We start from the raw sequence: 16,740 nt of genomic DNA, 5'->3' as shown, positions 1-16,740 counted from the left end.
GGCTCTGCTCCATCCCTGTTCCAGATGCGTTTGTACGCCAAGGTTGAACCCATCTTCGTCGGCGATGGCTGATCCCGCCAGAAACACAACTGAGATCGCGAGTTTCCACTTCATTCTGCGCTGCTCCAGTCCATCACGATCTGGCCACCGGCAACACTCAGATGATGCATGCCTTTGACACCAGGTCGATCCTTGGGCGTGAACTGCCGGATAAACCGCTCTTCGTACTCTGTTTCGTCAAGCTTGATAATTTCCATGAGGTTCAGGCCAAAACCGTACACGCCATGGCTGTTGTTTTGCGACGGCCGGAATAGCCGATCCCCTTGCCGGATGATCGCCCCTGCGTTTCTGGCGCAGTCTGACCCAAACACGACAGGATTTTTTGGATGAGGTTTGATCGTTTTCAGATCCGGGCCATCGACCTCAAACAGATACAGTTCGCTGGAATGATCCTGAAAAGCAAAATGATCAGATAAGTTGGTAATCAACCACCACCGCCCATCATCCCCAAGATACATGCTGGAATCTGCTAAGTACTGACCCTCGAATGCTGTGGCATGCAATTCCCATTCTTCTGGAAATTTGGTGCAACGCCATATCTCAAGGCGTTTAGCTGCCTGGGTTTCGGGCATCATAAAGATTGAGTCTCCGGCCCGAAACACGAAAGGAAAAGAAAGGTGATAAGTACACTTCAACGCGGTAACGGGTTCGGTAAGACAGTCTCCTTCCAGACGCGCCACCTCTATGCGACCATTGATATCTTCGGCATTCATGGCTTCGAAAAAAACCCACTGTTGCCCTTGATGCTCGAAAAGGAAGGGATCGGCCATTATGCAAGACGATCGCGGCAGGCCTTTTGCCTTTCGTGGATGAAACCCTGAGACCGGACCGGATGAGCTACCAAGTTGCCAAGACTCTCTGATTTGTCCGGCTCGTGCAAGACGTTCAGATTTCAGTTTTTCTGACACGTCACTTACAAGGTTGAATGCATAGACGAGAGAGGATTCAAAGTCAGGTTTTGCCTTGGTAGCCTCGGGAAGCTGCTTGGTTTCAGGCACAATGCGACGCTCTGCCAATTCATTCATTGCATGGAACAGAAAGAGGATCGACTTTTCAGCTACAAAGGCTCCGGTCAAAACACTGCCAGGTTTGCGGTTGTAGCTGGTTTGCCGAAAAACCCGTTGAGTTGGGTCTTCGTAGGATCTCGAATGGATTTCGACCTGGACATGGGGGGCGCGGCCCGCTCCAGTTGTCATGGCAGCCTTGAATGGGTCGCTCATACCGCCAAATGCAACTGCCCATTCTCCGAAACGGAGCTGGGCCAACTGATACTTTGTCAGCGAAGCGGGGCCAAGCGCAAGCGCAAGGTCGGCCTGATCTTGGGTGACCGGTAGAGTGCTAAGGAAATCTGCGGCCGGCTGAGTATCATAAGGCAGAATACGTCGCGCGGCCAGAACCTGTTCGGCCCGCATTAACAAGCGCATCAAAAGTGTTCCTGAACGGTCCCGCCGATCAATTCCGCCAACAATCTGACCCGTAACTTCAAACCGGGGATCATTTCGCAATCGGTCGATCAATATCGCTTGCCAATCCTGCAAGCCTAGCAGTCCCGGTGGTGTTACCAGTGCGACTTTAAGCTTTTCATTTTGCACTGTCGCTCTCCAATCGGCGTGCCTTCGCATCGAAGACTTCGGATATTCGGCCAAAGCCCGATCGCATGAGGGAGTCACCATGCCAGCCATTCACCGGATAGACAGCTGTGTCCGCCGAAAGCAGCTCCGACCATCCCAATACGCCATCGTCAGGAACCATGGCCTGAGATCTTGTGATAAAGAGAACAACTTCGCCGTCATATGGTTCAAAGCTGTAGGCCCGCGTTTGACTTACTAAAGCATCCACGGTGTCGTCGACCAGCGTTTCGGTTGGAGACGCCGGTGGTGCGAGCCCTGTTGCTTGGAGAATACGCTGTGCAAAATCGTTCTGACCGAGGAGATCTGTTGTACTGATCTTTCCACGCCACCGTAGGCTTAGGTAATACCGAAGCCTGCGCATTCTAATGGTCCATTTATCGCGTATGCGTTGAGACCGTGTAAACTTGCCAATTGCGCCGGGGGCCCAAGTGTCAATCATACCAACACAACGCACCCGCTCGCCTAAAGCAGTTAGTTGCTTAGCTAGCCGAAACGCGACACGACCATCGACGCAAAGCCCGCACAAAAGTATGTCGCGCCCTGAATATCGGGCTTGAACAATTGATGCCGCTTCGTCAATCGCCGGGTCGAATCCGGCTTGAGATAGCGCATTGAGCTGCGCCCGATCAGCAATACCGATATTGGCAACAGCACAAATTGCTCCGATCTCTTTGCCCAGTGATTGATAAAGGAATGGTTGATTAACCGTCAGCAAGATGGGCGCGGTTTCTGGCGCGGATTTGAGTTCGGCCAGAGACCAGATTGAATCGGGCGTTGTTTCGTCTCGAGGCGTTGGATGCTTTGTTGCAACAGGTTCGGTCTGTCCCAGTAGATTGGCCAGCCCGTCCAGAGTCGGATCATTCAAAAACGCGTGCAGACTTGGTCTGGTCTCGAAAGTCTCTCCTACGCGCGACAACATTTGCAAAGCCAGTACGGAATAACCGCCCAGATCAAAGAAATCTCCGTTGACGTGATCAACAGGCAGCGCAAGAATGTCGGACCACAAGGAGGCCAGTCGAGGTTTAACGTTGTTCGGGGACGGTGTTGGCTTTGCAAGTGACGTAAAACCATTCAGGTTTAGCGGAGGGTTTTTTACCTTAGTGGGTCGATTTGCTGCTATCGCTGAGGTCGGAGCGGGGTCGCGTCGCATCAAGGCTTGGAACACCTCGAGCAAAAGGTCCGAAAACGCCTGAATAGTGGACTCGTCAAACAGATTGGCATTGTAGTCTATCGCCAGACGCCATCCTGAATTTCGACCTATAATGTTTACATTGAGATCGTAAAGCGTACCAGGTGAGTGTGATTGAACCGAAACCAGTTCTATATCGCCATATTTCCTTTCGTTTAAGAAAACGCGCTGAAGGTTAAACATGATCGAAACCAACGGGATACGTAACGGGTCTCGCGGTGGGTTTAGTACCTGAACCAGCTTATCGAAGGGCAATGTCTGGTGTGCCAGGGCGCCATTTACGACCTCACGAGCAGCGCGACCTTGATCGATTACTGATCTGCTTGCGTCAATGTCGAGGCGCATGACGATGGGATTAGTGAAAATCCCGATCAGTGGTTCCAAATCTATTTCTGTTCGGCCTGCAACCTGGATGGCAAAGCTTACGTCATTGCGGCACGAAAACCGTTCTAGCGCCGTGCTGAAAGCGGAAACGCCCAGGGCAAAGACTGAGGTATCCAGCTCTTTTGCGGTTTCAGAAAGGTTGGTTTCGAAGTCCTGCGGAAGTTCCCTGGCAAATGACTTCGGCTCGGGCTCTGAGGCCGCACGCGGTCGATCAAGCGGCAGTTCGAAATATTCCATGCCACCGAGGGTTTGCTTCCAGTACTCTTCCTCTTCATCCATGGCACCGCTCTGTTCGTAATCAGAAAGCCACATAGAAAAGTCACCGTACTGCAGTGTTAATTCTGGCAGATCAGGATCGGTACCAGTCTGCAGCGCTTCGAGATGTACGCCCAGTTCATGACCCAGGACACCGATGGAGTATCCGTCGAACACGCTGTTATGTACCGAAATCAATAGAGCTGCGCGTTCAGTTTCCATTGGAACCATCGCAACGCGAAAGAGACAGGGTTCAGACAGGTCGAATGGCTGTTCTGAATGTGCAATGGCAATCGAGTTAATTCGCTCTGCGCGATCGGCTTTGGGGACATTAAGGATATCAACGAGATCGAGTTTGAATTCAACATGTGCGAAGACTTCCTGCACAGGCTCCCCGTTTTGTTCTACGAAACGTGTTCGAAAAATCTCATGCCGGTCGATGATCTTCTGGAACGCAGTTTGAACCATGTCGCTGGTTACCGGTCCTCGCAATTCCCACCGTATGGCTAGATTCAGTCCCTTATTACCGGGGTGAATCTGCTCCATAAACCAGCACCGTTTTTGGGTAACAGAAGTGGGAAAGGTTCCGACTATCTGCTGCTGCTTCAATGCCTTCATAAAATCGCTCCGCTAAACCCAATCACCCTGGACGCGGAAAAACGTTTCGCAAGCTATTTCGAGCCAAAAAACTCCCGGCATGCGGCGAACAGGGCAAAATGCGGGTACTAATTACACAATCCAAGTTTCTCTGCCGCAGTCGCGCGAGTCAAATAAAACTCGCTAAATACTACAGGCGCCGTACAACAATCATAAGTTTAAGCCCGCACTTCGCAACTCACGGGGTGAAATGCTCCTGACAGGGCACAATTATTCGCTATCATGTGACAGTTGTTATTTAGTTGTAAGCGATTCGATGATTTGGCTTAAGGGTTCTGATTTAGCTTCCGCGCGAAATCTCGTGCGTAGCCTGTGCGCTGTTTCCGTTTTTGTAAGCGCAGTGATGGACGGCGGTATTGGCCGGGCCACAACCTTTGATGGATATCTGATAAACGTGGGTGACGAGCTCGAGCTGGATATTCTCGATGATAATGAACCACCGCAGCGATTTACTGTAGGCCTCGATGGTGAGGTGCAGTTACCTTACATCGGCGGTCTACAGGTATCTTCTATTGCGGTTGGCGATGCGAGGGATTTAATTCATCGCACCTACGTAAAAAATGAAATTTTTGTGGACCCCTTGATCGAGCTTTCGGTTGCAAGTTTCCGGCCGATTTCGGTTTTGGGGGATGTTAAGAATCCGGGAAACTTCGACTACCAGCCTTTCATGACTGCAGAACAAGCCGTCGGTTTGGCTGGGGGTCCAGCGATTTCTGCAAACAACGAAGAAGCCCGTGTTCTAGAGCGTAGAAATCTGAAAGGCACGTTGAACAGCCTTGAATACGATCTTGCATTGTCGGCCGCCCAATATGCACGGGCTCAGGCATTGTTGAAAGGCGAGGACAGTTTGAATTGGTCTAACCTGCCGCCAGACCTGCGCCCGGCAGTGAACCGAGAGTTGTTTGACGAACATAAAGCAAGTGAAGATCAGGTCATCACGTTGGAGACGCGGAATGCGATAACCCAACATGAGCTTCTGACGCAGGCCGTGTCCGAAGCTGAAAGCCAGATCGCCATCCTGCGGCAGCGCGAAGTCGTGCAGCAAAGGATTGTGGATGTTTCTCAGACAGAACTGGAGAGAATGATTGATCTGGCGGCCCGAGGTTTGATCCCAAAATTTGATGTCCGAGACTTTGAGCTTAAGACTTCCCAGGCAGAAAGCAGTCTGTTGGATCAACGCGAGCGACAGTCCGAGGCATTGGTGCAACTTGCAACTCTCAAGGGACGATTGTCCCAGTTCGCTTCGGATCTGGAGCAGAAGCGGCTCAACGAATCCCAGCGGATCTGGAACGAGATCAAGAAGCTGATTTCAAACAGAAATTCTATCGAAGACAGATTGGGGCTTTTGGACCAGTGGATGAATGCGGCCTCTGGTTTGGAGAGCGAAATGCTGCTCGAATTCCAAGTGCGCCGACGCGAAGACAACGGGGTTCGCAAGCTACTGTTGCGACCCGGGGACGAGCTTTCGCCGGGCGACTTACTGGTTATCGTGGTGAAACCACCCGAAACGTTGGGTGAACTACAATGAATGTGCGTAGAAACCCGGAGTCGTCCAACCCGCGCGAAGTGGGTCGCGCTGCCAAATCGAATGCCGGTTTCCTAGCTTACCAATCTATCGACGTGATGTATCTGTTCTCGATTTTACGGGTTAATGCACGATTGATTTCCGCAGCGGCCATCGGGTGCGCCGTAGCGATGTTCATTTATCTGCTCTTTATTCCTCCGACTTACACCGCTTATTCGCAGATCATTCTCGACACGCGCGAAGAAAGTGTATCGCCTGTCGAGGAAGTGGTTTCTGACCTTAATCTGAACAGCTCGGTCCTGGCCGGTGAGGTCGTGACGATGCGGTCGAACGTGCTGATTGGCCAGGTTGTTGACGAATTGGGTTTGTTGGAGCATCCCCGATACGACCCCCGCCAACAGCGCAGCGAAGGCCTATTCGGCCGGGCCAAACGTCTATTGCGCGGAGACGATCCGCCACATGTGGTCGCTGCGCGATTACCCGAAGAAACGCTACGTTCATGGATTATCAGTGCGGTGCGAGACAATCTGTCTGTAACGCAGATTGGGGTGTCCTATGTGATTGGAGTGAGTTTCCAGAGCACCGATCCGGTGCTTGCTGCAGACATAACCAACGCCATCGCAAACCGGTACATTAACAGTCAGCTTGACTCGAAAATGGATGCCACATTGCGCGCCAATTCTTGGCTATCTGACAGGTTGGCTGAATTGAGCGTTCAACTTGAAGCTGCAGACGCAGCGGTGGTTGATTTCAAGGCCGAGATGATCGAAATCGCGGATGGCAATGAAGAAAGCATCAGCCAGCTATTGGCCGAATTGAATACTAAATTGGTCGGCAGCTCAACCGAGCGCGCGGATGCTGAAGTGCGCCTCTCTCAGGTTAAAGCGCTACAAAATCTTGGCGGCTTACGCGCAGTATCAGACGTTGTGACCTCACCGCTATTGGAAACATTGACCCAGCAAAGAACAGAATTGGCGACAAATCAGGCTCAATTGGCTAGCACCCTCGGGCGTCGGCATCCGGATATGGTTCGAATTAACGCGCAAATCGCGAATATTGACCAATCGATTGATACCGAATTGAGGCGTAGGATCGAAGAAATGCGGGGTGACGTTATCGTGACCACCAATCGAGAGAACGCTTTGAGGAGCCAGATCGCCGTTGTATCTGAGAGGGCGGATTCACTGGCCAAGGCCTCGGTACGTTTAGGGCAACTGGAACGGGCGGCGAATGCCAACCGTCTAGTCTACGAAAACTTTCTTTCGCGCTTCAAGGAAACCAGCGCACAGGCGGATTTCCAGCTTCCAGAAGCGCGTATTATTGGTCAGGCCGAGGTTCCGTCTGTCCCCTCTGGTCCGCGCAAGACCCTGCACATGATCGCGGCCTTTGTTTTCGGCCTTTCTGCAGCCACTGCTTTCGTATTCTTGCGAAATCTGGCGCGGTCGCCGGTGAACACAGCGGATGAATTGGAAGCACTGACACAGCGCCGCAATCTGGCTTTGATCCCATACGTCCGGCATTTTGGAAGCAAATACAGATGGCTGCGACAAGAACTGTCAGGCGTGGAAAAATCACAGTTCATGGAGAACGTGCGCACCATTCGCACGAGCCTGTTCGGGCTGGGGAAATCCCGTCAGCCCAAAGTAATAATGATTACGTCTTCTGTTCCGGCAGAAGGAAAATCGTCACTATGTTGTGCTTTGGCGCGGGCAATCAGCACTTCGAAAACATCCGTTTTGTTGTTGGATGCTGACCTTCGGCATCCGGATGTACGAAAAACATTGGACCTACCGTCCGACGGGCCGTGTTTGGTGGAATACCTTAATGGAAATGCAAAGATTAAGGACTTACCCATCCGATCCGATCTGGCTGGCGTTGATGTCATTTCACCATCGTCTGAAACCGCGAGCGCGGCGGATTTGCTGTCGTCTAATCTGTTTGCTGGCTTGTTAAGCCGAGTAAGTGCTCGCTACGACGTCATCATCGTAAACGCGCCGCCTGTGCTGTATTTGTCAGATGCAATTCTGCTGACCAAACATGCCGACACAACCCTGGTCGCCGTGCGTAGTGGCAAGACACCGGCCAAGGTGGTGCTTAGCTCGATTGCGAGGTTGGAGGAGAATGGGCAACCGGTGTTTGGAACGGTGATGACAATGGTACGTCGCCAGGATGCAGCAGCGCGTGATCTTGGGAGCTATTCGTACAAGTACAACTATTGATTTGAGTGTTTGTAAGACAGTGATGTTATGAAAGTTGCCCTTGTCCATTATTGGTTGACTGGTATGCGCGGTGGCGAGCACGTGTTGGAACAATTGGTCAACCTATTTCCTCAAGCTGACCTGTTCACGCATGTTGCCGATCCAGACAAACTGTCGCCTCGGCTAAAAAGCCGTCCCATCCATGAAACATTCATCGCCAGGCTTCCGGGCGCGCGACGCCACTATCAAAAGTACCTGGCTTTTATGCCTCGGGCACTCGAAGAACTGGATCTGTCGGGTTATGACCTGATCATTTCATCCGAAAGTGGGCCGGCCAAAGGTATCATCGCACCACCGGGTACGCCTCATATTTGCTATGCACATTCACCGATGCGATACATCTGGGATCAGTACGGTGCCTACAGCAAGCGGTTGTCACGGATTGAAAAGATGTACTTTTCGCATCTCGCGCACAGGCTTAGAATTTGGGATGTCAGCACTGCGGCCCGAGTCGACAAGTTTGTGGCCAATTCCAATTTTGTGGCACAGAGAATACGGCGTTACTATCATCGTGACGCACAGGTTGTGCATCCGCCGGTCGATCTTGATGCCTACCACCTACCTGACGAGACCAATAAACGCAGCCACTACTTGTTTGTCTCTGAACTGGTTCCGTACAAAAAAGCGGACTTGGTCATCGAGGCCTTTCGTGATCTCGACCGGGAACTGGTTGTCGTAGGTGATGGTAGCCAGCGGTCCGAGTTAGAGCAGAATCTTCCTCCAAATGTTCGGTTGCTAGGTCGGGTCCCCAGTGCAGACTTGCCGGGTCTGTATCAGACTGCGAAAGCGTTGATATTCCCAGCCGAAGAAGACTTTGGTATTGTCCCGGTCGAAGCCATGGCCTGCGGGACACCTGTGTTGGCCTACGGCCAAGGCGGTGTGCGCGACAGTGTTATTGAGGGCCGTACAGGCCTGTTCTTCGACGATCAATCAAGCAGTTCTATTGTGGAGACTATTCATCGGTTTGAACGCGCGCATTTTAATTCCGGCGACATTAGCGAACACGCAAGCGGGTTCGGTGCAGAACGGTTTCGACGTGAGTTCTCCAACGTCGTTGACGCTGTCCTTAGTGATTGGGCCGTCTAAGCGCTTCGCTGTTTTTGACCTATTTCAATTCGGCAGGGTTTGCAGGATCAGCGCGGAGGGTTCGTTAGTGTCACTGAGCACAGTGATCTCTGTCGATCGGACCTCTGTTTCAGAATAGATTGGCCCGCCTGTATTGGTGTTTCTTGAAAGGCGCGGAAAGTTGGTTCCGGCCACGTGCAACCGAATTTGATGACCAGCTTCGAACTTATAGGCGATTTGGCGCATGTCGACTGTTACTTCGTAGATCTGTCCTGGGGTCATCAGCTCGGGTGTTTCAAATCCACCCCTGTATCGCAACCTTAATGCGCCCTCTTGCACCAATAGCGAATTTCCTTGTGTATCTACATCCGAAATGCGCAAGACTAGGTCGGAATCCGGAGTTGAAATGGTGACCCATAGCTTTGCTTGGATTGGGCCCGCGACTGTTATTGGCTGTTCCAGCGGTGCGGATGAGAACAACAGCACATCGTCTCGTTTCTCGATCGAGTTCTGCAACACGGGCCCTTCTCGATCCTCGGGATTTCCAGTGCAGCAAAGCGGGCCACCGATAGAGGGAACAGGGTTTTCGGGGTCGGACAAAAAGCTACTCTTTAAGTCTGAAATTGCGCTTTTTTTCCAAAGCAATGACTGACCTGCGCTCAAATATAGCTGCTTTTGAATTGCGTCGGCAGGCGGCCATTTGTTGGCTTCGCGCCACTGGTTATCCACGAGTGTAAAATAGGTGTATTCGGGTAAATCAATGGCGGGTCCGTTCCCCAGGTGCCAAGCCAGAAACCGGCTAATGAGATCAACATAGCCGATGCGGCGATCCGGTGAGACTGGTAGATCCCCAACGACCGTGTCACCGTCCGTACCGAGGTAGTTGCAATGTGTTCCTGCGCCGATGATAGTATTTACGGATGCGCCCGCATTTTGCAGAGTTTCAGCCAGTGTTAGGCTCGAATCTATTCCGGGATCATGCCAGGTATCAATGAATAGTGCAGGTACCGAGAACGCCTCGTTGCCGGTGATATAGCCGGCGTCCCGCCAGTATTGAGGGTTATCGAAGTTCTGCAAAAACGCTTCATAATCAGTCTCGTCCGAGCGCAATTGTGCGACTAGGCCGTCGACAGGAAGTCCATCGAGAACATCGCCCGGATCAATTGGATGATAACCAGACTTGGGTGCGGTTTTGCCGCCTTCTGTACCAAACCAGCCGACGCTGGCTGCCAGGTTGAAGACTCCGCCTTCAAAGGCACTGAAATAAGCGTTCTTCCCTTCGACTGACCCGATTGCGCCGCCTGCTGCGATTGGAACTATGGCATGCAGGGCTGGATGTCCTTGAGCCGCCAACATGAGTTGGGATTCACCCAAAGCTGAACAACCCAGTGTTCCAACCCGTCCATTTGACCACGGTTGATTAATGATCCAATCTAGCGTGGCCGCGCCGTCCGGACCCTCGTTGGGGTATGGGGCGAATGTCCCTTCTGATCCGTACCGTCCGCGCATGTCCTGAGCGACCACAGCGAACCCCCGGCGCGTCAGCTCTCCAACCCAAAACCGCACTTCGCCGTAGGTTCGTTTGCCGTAGGGAAGGCGCATCAAAACCGTTGGGCGCGGGCCGGATTCAGCCGGAAGGTAGACATCCGTCGCCAGGCGCACGCCGTCAGGCACCGTCACCATAACATCCGCTAAATCCGGTGCACCAGCTTGTACCCACCACGCGATTTGATTTCGGTTTTTGTCCAAAAGGGTTTTGCCCATCAGGACTAAACAACCAATTGCAATCACGGAACAGATAACAAGAACAACCTTGCGTTTCATTTAAACACCCTATCGACTTGCTAGGTTCGCCACGAGTAGTTTCGGTATTAGAAGGAAGGATTTTTTGCGTGCTCAGTGTGGATCTTTGGCTGTGGTCTCTGGAAGAAGCAGACGAACACCTTGATCATTTTAGTAAGGAACTGTCGGTTGACGAACTGCGAAGGGCCGATCGTTTTGTCAAATCCAGTGATCGGAGCATGTACATTGTAGGTCGCGCCGGATTGCGGAGAATCTTGGCGGATTACATTGGTCTTGACGCCAAGGCGGTCGAGTTTGAGTACGGGCCGCATGGCAAGCCGTATTTGCAAAATGGCCCTGGGTTTAACCTCAGTCACTCTGCCGGTCGGGCTGCATTGGCAGTGTGCTCGTATGCCCATCCGGGTCTCGATATCGAGTTGGTGCGACCTATCGAAGATGCGGTGGCTAAACATCATTTCTCTCCAGCGGAATACGCCGAGTTGTCGTGCTTGCAACCGTCGGATTGGTTGCAAGGGTTTTTTCGCTGCTGGACCAGAAAAGAGGCTGTTCTGAAATCACTGGGGCATGGGTTGTACATGCCCCTTGATTCTTTCGACGTGACCCTCTCGCCCGACGTCCCTCCTCGATTGACGCGGATTGAAGACGACGACCCTTTACGTTGGACTTTAACTCATTTCGAACCTGCGCCGGGTTGGATCGGCGCGTTGGCCCTGCGCGATACAGGTGGCCCTGTCGAGCTTCGGTGGCGATCCGGTGATCCGATCGTCCGAGCCTACTCACGACGTTCCAGAAAATAGCCTCGGCTGACACTTGGGCCCAAACCGGGATGCGTTGAAATGATACGACCAAGAGATGGGATGTCCCATTGATCGCGTATTACATAGCCCATTTCGGTTAGGTTTTTTTCAAAATCATTTCTGTTTCTGATTTGATAAGGCACCCGGCCAGGCCCGATCTTTTCCAGAGTTACAACGGTCGGGCCACAGCGAGTCGCGACTTTGTTTAGCAAGATGTATTTGGGTGGGGCGTCGAGCTTGCCGATCAATTCAGCCAGAGAAATATCCAAGTATTGCATCAGGCCCGACCCTAGCAACACGTCTATCTGACCAACTTTCGCAAGGTCGTCTTGAAACACAATTTCAGCAGGTAACTCCTGACTCTCCTGTGCGGCGCGGGCCAGATCGACAGTTATGGGCAAATCGTAAACTGTCCACTGCAACCTGTCGATTGGACACAAATCCCGAAAGGCGATGTATTTCGACCCGAAATGCCCCCCTGCATCCAGCAGGTGCATTCCTTCGCTAAAAACTTCGTTAATCCAATGAATGACCGGATAATCCCAAACAACGGTTTTGCGCATCAGGTCGGTGTTCACCTGTGCCACGTCCTTATCATTATACCCGTTGCCGTGGGCTTTACCTGCGGCCGCTGCATAGTTTGGATAAGCGCCAACCATGGCCGGGGGGCGAATGCCGGTCGTCATTAGCCGAGCCCAAGCTGCTGAAACCGGTAGCCCAATCCCACGTTTCAAAAGACTTAAGCTAAATTTTAGGGTTTCTCGTGATCTAAACAAAATTTTACCACCGCACAAAAAGCGAGAAAAACCGCCAGTATGAATTCTGAGCCCGAAGAAAATACTCCGCCAAACTACTTTCAAACCGGATTCGGGAAAACCCAAAGGCAAAATGCGCTCGTTACTGTTAACATTTCGGAAACATTACGAGGGATAGTTGGCAATTGCTGCTCGAATTTTGGGGTGTTAGTGCTTTCGGTTCGCGATCTGAAAATGCTCAGTTACTTTGACAGAGAACGATTTTCGATATGCCGCTTGCCGATAACCGATTCGGGCAACGATGCTTGTCGAAGTAACAGACGAAACAGTGAATTTGACCAATTTAATAGATGTTCCGTTCGGGGTTCACGCTCCGAGGTTGTAAGCGAGGACGAAAATGGCTGTTTATCCTGCTGCAGCCGCATTCTTGCTATTGTGGCTTTGGCTCAGCGCACGAAATGCTGACAATGGGATTTTGATGGCCATAGCGGTCATCCCATTTGGGATGTTCGCAGCGTTGGTTGCCGGTGGTCTCTCAATGATCATTGCCAATTTATTGGCAATTCTTTCGATCTTTCTATTGATCTTACGGCGGATTACGCATGCGCCTGGGTCGGCAGAATTCCGTTTGCCCCCGTCGGGTGTCTATCTTCTTGTTTTTGCGTTGTACTCTGTTTTCTCCGGAATCGTCCTAGTGCGCCTGTTCGAGGGGCAGTTTCTTGTTTTCCCGATGACGGTGACAAACAGAGGGCCACAGGTTAGTAACTTCTTCAGCTCTGTAATGCTGCCACTACGGCCTACAAACTCCAACATAGCGCAATCGGTCTATATCCTGCTGTCCTTTGCCTTCTTTCTAGCGACAGTTTTTGTCGCCAGACGGCGCGGGGCAGAGTTCATTGAAAAAGGACTGGTTTGGGCCGCCTCGCTTAACGTGGTTCTTGGACTCTTAGACTTTCTGGGTGCCGATGCGGTTTTGAGCCTAGTCAGAACTGCCGACTATACCCTTCTAAACGAACATCTGGTGGGGCCGTTCAGTAGGGTGATCGGAGGATATGCCGAAGCGTCCGCTTATGGGGCCGCTTCGGCTGCGTTCTTTACTTACTTTTTTATGTCTTACTTGGTTGTCAGAACGCAAAGCCACGGCATCTTGGCAGCAGCCAATTTTGTTGGCGCCGTGCTTGCCATGTCCAGCACAGGCATAGCCGCTCTTGCCGCAGGGGTATTCTTCGTGACTCTGCATTTCAGAGTTTTTCTGGGCTTCAATATGTCTCGTGGGTTTGGGCATCTCATGGTCATAGGCGTTTCGTTTTTCGCCATTGCGATCAGTGCGTTACTTCTGGTGCCAGTCGTGATGGATAGCGTTTCAGATATTCTAGACCGTTTGGTTTTTTCCAAACAAGATTCCCTATCAGGACGGGAACGCGGCGCGTGGGCTGCGGCTGGGTTTGATACTTTCTTCCAAACCTGGGGGCTTGGGGCCGGAGTCGGCTCAGTGCGGGGGAATGGCATTGCATCCGTTCTTTTAGGAAGTGTGGGCTTTCCCGGAACGATTGCTTTTTTGATGTTCATTTTCAGCGCAATTGGTTTGCCAGCTACAGGAGCCGATCGCGGCACGCTACGGTTGTTTAGCGCTGGTCGCGTTTGCGCGCTGACATTATTGACAGCCATGTTAGTTTCAGCAACGACACCGGATCCAACTCTGCTTCTTATGGCGGTTTCGGGGCTGTGCGTTGTTGCCCGAGAACAGGTTTTCGAAGGCTACACGACTGAGACCTTGGCAGCATCTGCCAAAGGGTTTTCGAATCGTGTTTAGCTTTGGTGGATTTTTTTGTCAGGAACAGTCCGGAGGTAAACTTGAGTACTGTTGATCTTATGGCGACAAACTGACTTGAAGAAGTAGGTTATCCACAGGACGCCTGCTGCCCTTCCTCGATTTTACAAAAAAGTTGCGGCTTGGGCAGGGATTTACTTATACTTTGAATGGTGGGGAATTGTAATGCGGGCCAATGTTTTTCGGGTCGCGCGTGTTGTGTATTGTATTAACGATTGGCTGTGTAATGAGAACGAATTTTAATCGTGGGGCTGAGGTGGAGTCTTCATTGCTCGGTGGCTCATCTTCTGGTCGATTAAAGAAGTACAACGGTGGTTCAGACACTTTTCTCAAATCGTTGTTTGACCGTTTGTTTGCATTTTTTGCGCTGATCTTTTTCTCTCCTTTTCTCATTCTGATCTCACTTGTTATTTTGATAACGGACGGTGGGCCGATTTTTTTTGGGCACAAACGCATCGGCCGAGATGGCAAAGAATTCAACTGCCTCAAGTTTAGAACGATGGCACGGAATGCCGAAGAGCGTTTGGCGAAGATCTTGGAATCTGACTCCGAAGCGCGCGCCCAGTGGGAAGCTCAACAGAAACTGGATGATGACCCGCGGATTACGACGGTCGGCGAGTTTTTCCGTAAGACGAGCTTGGACGAACTACCGCAATTCTGGAACGTTTTAGTGGGCGACATGGCGATTGTCGGACCTCGCCCGGTCGTTGCTGCAGAAGCGTCGCACTATGGCGAGCATTTCAGTGACTATCTTTCGGTCAAACCAGGGATTACCGGGTATTGGCAGGTCAGTGGGCGGAGCAACACGACCTATGCCGAAAGAGTACAGATGGATGTCTATTACGTGAACAACCGGTCATTTGGACGCGACCTCAAAATCATTCTCAAGACGATAAAAGTGATGATCATGAGCGATGGTGCTCGGTAGCGAAATCTTGGGTTGCGGTCAGAAGAAAACGAACAAAACCACGACTAACCAGAAGAGGAGACAACCGCCAATCACCAGCCTGCGTAGTAACTTAGGTGACGCGGATTCGATCATTTCGATGATGTTGAAACGCAACGTTTTATTCTCGTGAACGAGGGCCATTTGCTATGCTCGACTTTTCTTTTTCATCATTACCACCACGGCTACGCTGAGTACGAATACCTGTCAATAAGGCAGGCTGTGGCGGCGGTTTATCGGCAATATTATGTCTAAAGTGTGTTAGCGTTATGCGTTTAATTGTTTCCATTCCGACTACAAATCGCCCGGATATTGTGGTTCCCACAGTTTTGGACATAGCGCGCCAAAAAAGATTTCCAGACCTCGTGATCGTAGTTGTTGCGCGGGCCGACGATATTGACGCGCATAAAATTGCCAATTTGCCATTCCCAGTTTGCATCGTTCAAAGCGAACGCGGCTGTTGCATTCAACGAAACACAGCCTTGAGCATGCTGCAGGAAGAAGATGTCCTGCTGTATTTGGATGACGATTTTCTAATGGCGCCGGATTATCTGGCCAACCTAGAACATCTGTTCAAGTCTCGGACCGACGTCGTCATGGCGACAGGGACAGTTTTGGCAGATGGAATACATGGCCCGGGAATCAGCCACTTGCGAGGTTTGGAAATGGTCTCGCGAACAGCGCCCACCGTTACTTCTGAAATTACTGACGTCTACAATTGCTATGGCTGCAACATGGCGCTGCGCGCTGCACCAGCTTTGTTGGACAAAATACTCTTTGATACGCGGCTCAAGCTTTACGCTTGGCTTGAGGATGTAGATTTCTCACGCCAGATGTCTGCGCATGGTCGCATCGTTCGATCGAGCAATTTGCGAGGTGTCCATTTAGGAACCAAGGTTGGGCGATCAAGCGGCTTGCGTGTTGGGTACTCGCAAATTGCCAACCCGCTTTATCTGCATAGAAAAGGGACGATGGCGTTTAATCGCGCTCTGAACATCATGTGTAGAAACTTGGCGAGCAACTTTGTCAGGTCTTTCAATTCCGAGCCTGAAATTGATCGGTTGGGGCGCTTGAAAGGAAACCTGCATGCCTTTGGCGACTTGGCGCGCGGCAGGATTAACCCTGAGAAAGTGGAGCGGTTCGAATGACGAACTCAGCTCCAAGTCGCGTGGTGGTACTTAGTGACTTCGCAAAAATTCGCGGAGGGGCTTCCAAGCTTGCGGTTCTTCAGGCCCGGTTGCTTGCGAGACAGGGCATCCCTGTTACATTTTTTTGTGGCGACGATGGGGGGGAGATGCCGACTGGGGTCGAGCTGATATCTATGGGTGGTCAAAGCTTGTTGGATCAGGGTGGACTGTCCGCAGCCGCGTCGGGGCTCTGGAATCGTAGGGTTAAGAAGCGGCTAGCCACTTGGATCAAAAAAAATGACTGCCCGGGCACCATCTACCATGTTCATGGGTATCATCAGACTTTGTCGCCGTCGCTTTTGTGCCCTCTTAAGCCGGTGAGAAGCCGCGCAGTCATGCACGCCCACGACTACTTTCTGAGTTGTCCCAATGGCGCGTTTTTTGATTTTCGCCAGCA

General features: G+C 51.6%; 12 protein-coding genes. 8 read left to right on the top strand and 4 right to left on the bottom strand.

What is annotated here, in order from left to right:
- Nucleotides 1-110 precede the first annotated feature (110 nt).
- On the bottom strand, nt 111-1,136 hold the full coding sequence (locus tag AC2FLJ_RS21820) for a glucosamine inositolphosphorylceramide transferase family protein (RefSeq protein WP_282169652.1): 1,026 nt from the start codon (nt 1,134-1,136) through the stop codon (nt 111-113).
- A gap of 72 nt (nt 1,137-1,208) precedes the next feature.
- Between AC2FLJ_RS21820 and AC2FLJ_RS21815 the strand changes: the two genes are divergently transcribed.
- Nucleotides 1,209-1,394, top strand: a complete 186-nt coding sequence (locus tag AC2FLJ_RS21815) for a hypothetical protein (RefSeq protein WP_496707636.1) — start codon at nt 1,209-1,211, stop codon at nt 1,392-1,394.
- A 247-nt stretch (nt 1,395-1,641) separates the two neighbouring features.
- On the opposite strand, the gene AC2FLJ_RS21810 is transcribed toward AC2FLJ_RS21815, so the two are convergent.
- Nucleotides 1,642-4,137 (bottom strand): condensation domain-containing protein, encoded by a 2,496-nt coding sequence (locus AC2FLJ_RS21810; protein ID WP_496699920.1) that lies wholly within the window; start codon nt 4,135-4,137, stop codon nt 1,642-1,644.
- Nucleotides 4,138-4,366: 229 nt separating this feature from the next.
- Between AC2FLJ_RS21810 and AC2FLJ_RS21805 the strand changes: the two genes are divergently transcribed.
- The 3 genes from AC2FLJ_RS21805 to AC2FLJ_RS21795 are packed head-to-tail and all read left to right on the top strand — an operon-like array spanning nt 4,367 to nt 9,045.
- Nucleotides 4,367-5,704, top strand: a complete 1,338-nt coding sequence (locus AC2FLJ_RS21805; RefSeq protein ID WP_496699921.1) for a polysaccharide biosynthesis/export family protein — start codon at nt 4,367-4,369, stop codon at nt 5,702-5,704.
- A complete protein-coding gene (locus AC2FLJ_RS21800; RefSeq protein ID WP_496707634.1) occupies nt 5,701-7,920 on the top strand; it encodes a GumC family protein in 2,220 nt (739 codons plus the stop codon). Before AC2FLJ_RS21805 ends, AC2FLJ_RS21800 begins: the two co-directional genes overlap by 4 nt.
- 27 nt (nt 7,921-7,947) lie before the next feature.
- Nucleotides 7,948-9,045 carry a glycosyltransferase gene (locus tag AC2FLJ_RS21795; RefSeq protein WP_496707632.1) on the top strand — a complete coding sequence of 366 codons (1,098 nt, stop codon included), beginning with the start codon at nt 7,948-7,950 and terminating at the stop codon, nt 9,043-9,045.
- A gap of 24 nt (nt 9,046-9,069) precedes the next feature.
- Here the strand turns inward: AC2FLJ_RS21795 and AC2FLJ_RS21790 are convergent, their stop codons facing one another.
- On the bottom strand, nt 9,070-10,848 hold the full coding sequence (locus tag AC2FLJ_RS21790; protein WP_282169656.1) for a CocE/NonD family hydrolase: 1,779 nt from the start codon (nt 10,846-10,848) through the stop codon (nt 9,070-9,072).
- 68 nt (nt 10,849-10,916) lie between these two features.
- On the opposite strand from AC2FLJ_RS21790, the gene AC2FLJ_RS21785 reads away from it, so the two are divergent.
- Nucleotides 10,917-11,624, top strand: a complete 708-nt coding sequence (locus tag AC2FLJ_RS21785; RefSeq protein WP_496699924.1) for a 4'-phosphopantetheinyl transferase family protein — start codon at nt 10,917-10,919, stop codon at nt 11,622-11,624.
- Here the strand turns inward: AC2FLJ_RS21785 and AC2FLJ_RS21780 are convergent.
- Nucleotides 11,600-12,484, bottom strand: a complete 885-nt coding sequence (locus tag AC2FLJ_RS21780) for a methyltransferase, TIGR04325 family (protein WP_496707629.1) — start codon at nt 12,482-12,484, stop codon at nt 11,600-11,602. The two genes, AC2FLJ_RS21785 and AC2FLJ_RS21780, sit on opposite strands and share 25 nt — an antisense overlap.
- A 292-nt stretch (nt 12,485-12,776) precedes the next feature.
- Here AC2FLJ_RS21780 and AC2FLJ_RS21775 point away from each other — a divergent pair, with 292 nt between their 5' ends.
- The 3 genes from AC2FLJ_RS21775 to AC2FLJ_RS21765 all read left to right on the top strand — a co-directional run bounded on the left by AC2FLJ_RS21775 (nt 12,777) and on the right by AC2FLJ_RS21765 (nt 16,304).
- Nucleotides 12,777-14,192, top strand: a complete 1,416-nt coding sequence (locus AC2FLJ_RS21775) for a hypothetical protein (RefSeq protein ID WP_496699926.1) — start codon at nt 12,777-12,779, stop codon at nt 14,190-14,192.
- A 244-nt stretch (nt 14,193-14,436) separates the two neighbouring features.
- The gene (locus AC2FLJ_RS21770) at nt 14,437-15,138 is read left to right on the top strand and encodes a sugar transferase (RefSeq protein ID WP_496707628.1); all 702 of its coding nucleotides are present in this window, start codon (nt 14,437-14,439) and stop codon (nt 15,136-15,138) included.
- Between the two features lie 287 nt (nt 15,139-15,425).
- Nucleotides 15,426-16,304 (top strand): glycosyltransferase family 2 protein, encoded by an 879-nt coding sequence (locus AC2FLJ_RS21765; protein ID WP_496699928.1) that lies wholly within the window; start codon nt 15,426-15,428, stop codon nt 16,302-16,304.
- Nucleotides 16,305-16,740 lie beyond the last annotated feature (436 nt).

Source organism: Ruegeria sp. CDSA034 (genome assembly GCF_059612275.1).
Note: the sequence above shows the minus strand (reverse complement) of the source record. Positions and strands in the feature narration are given on the sequence as shown.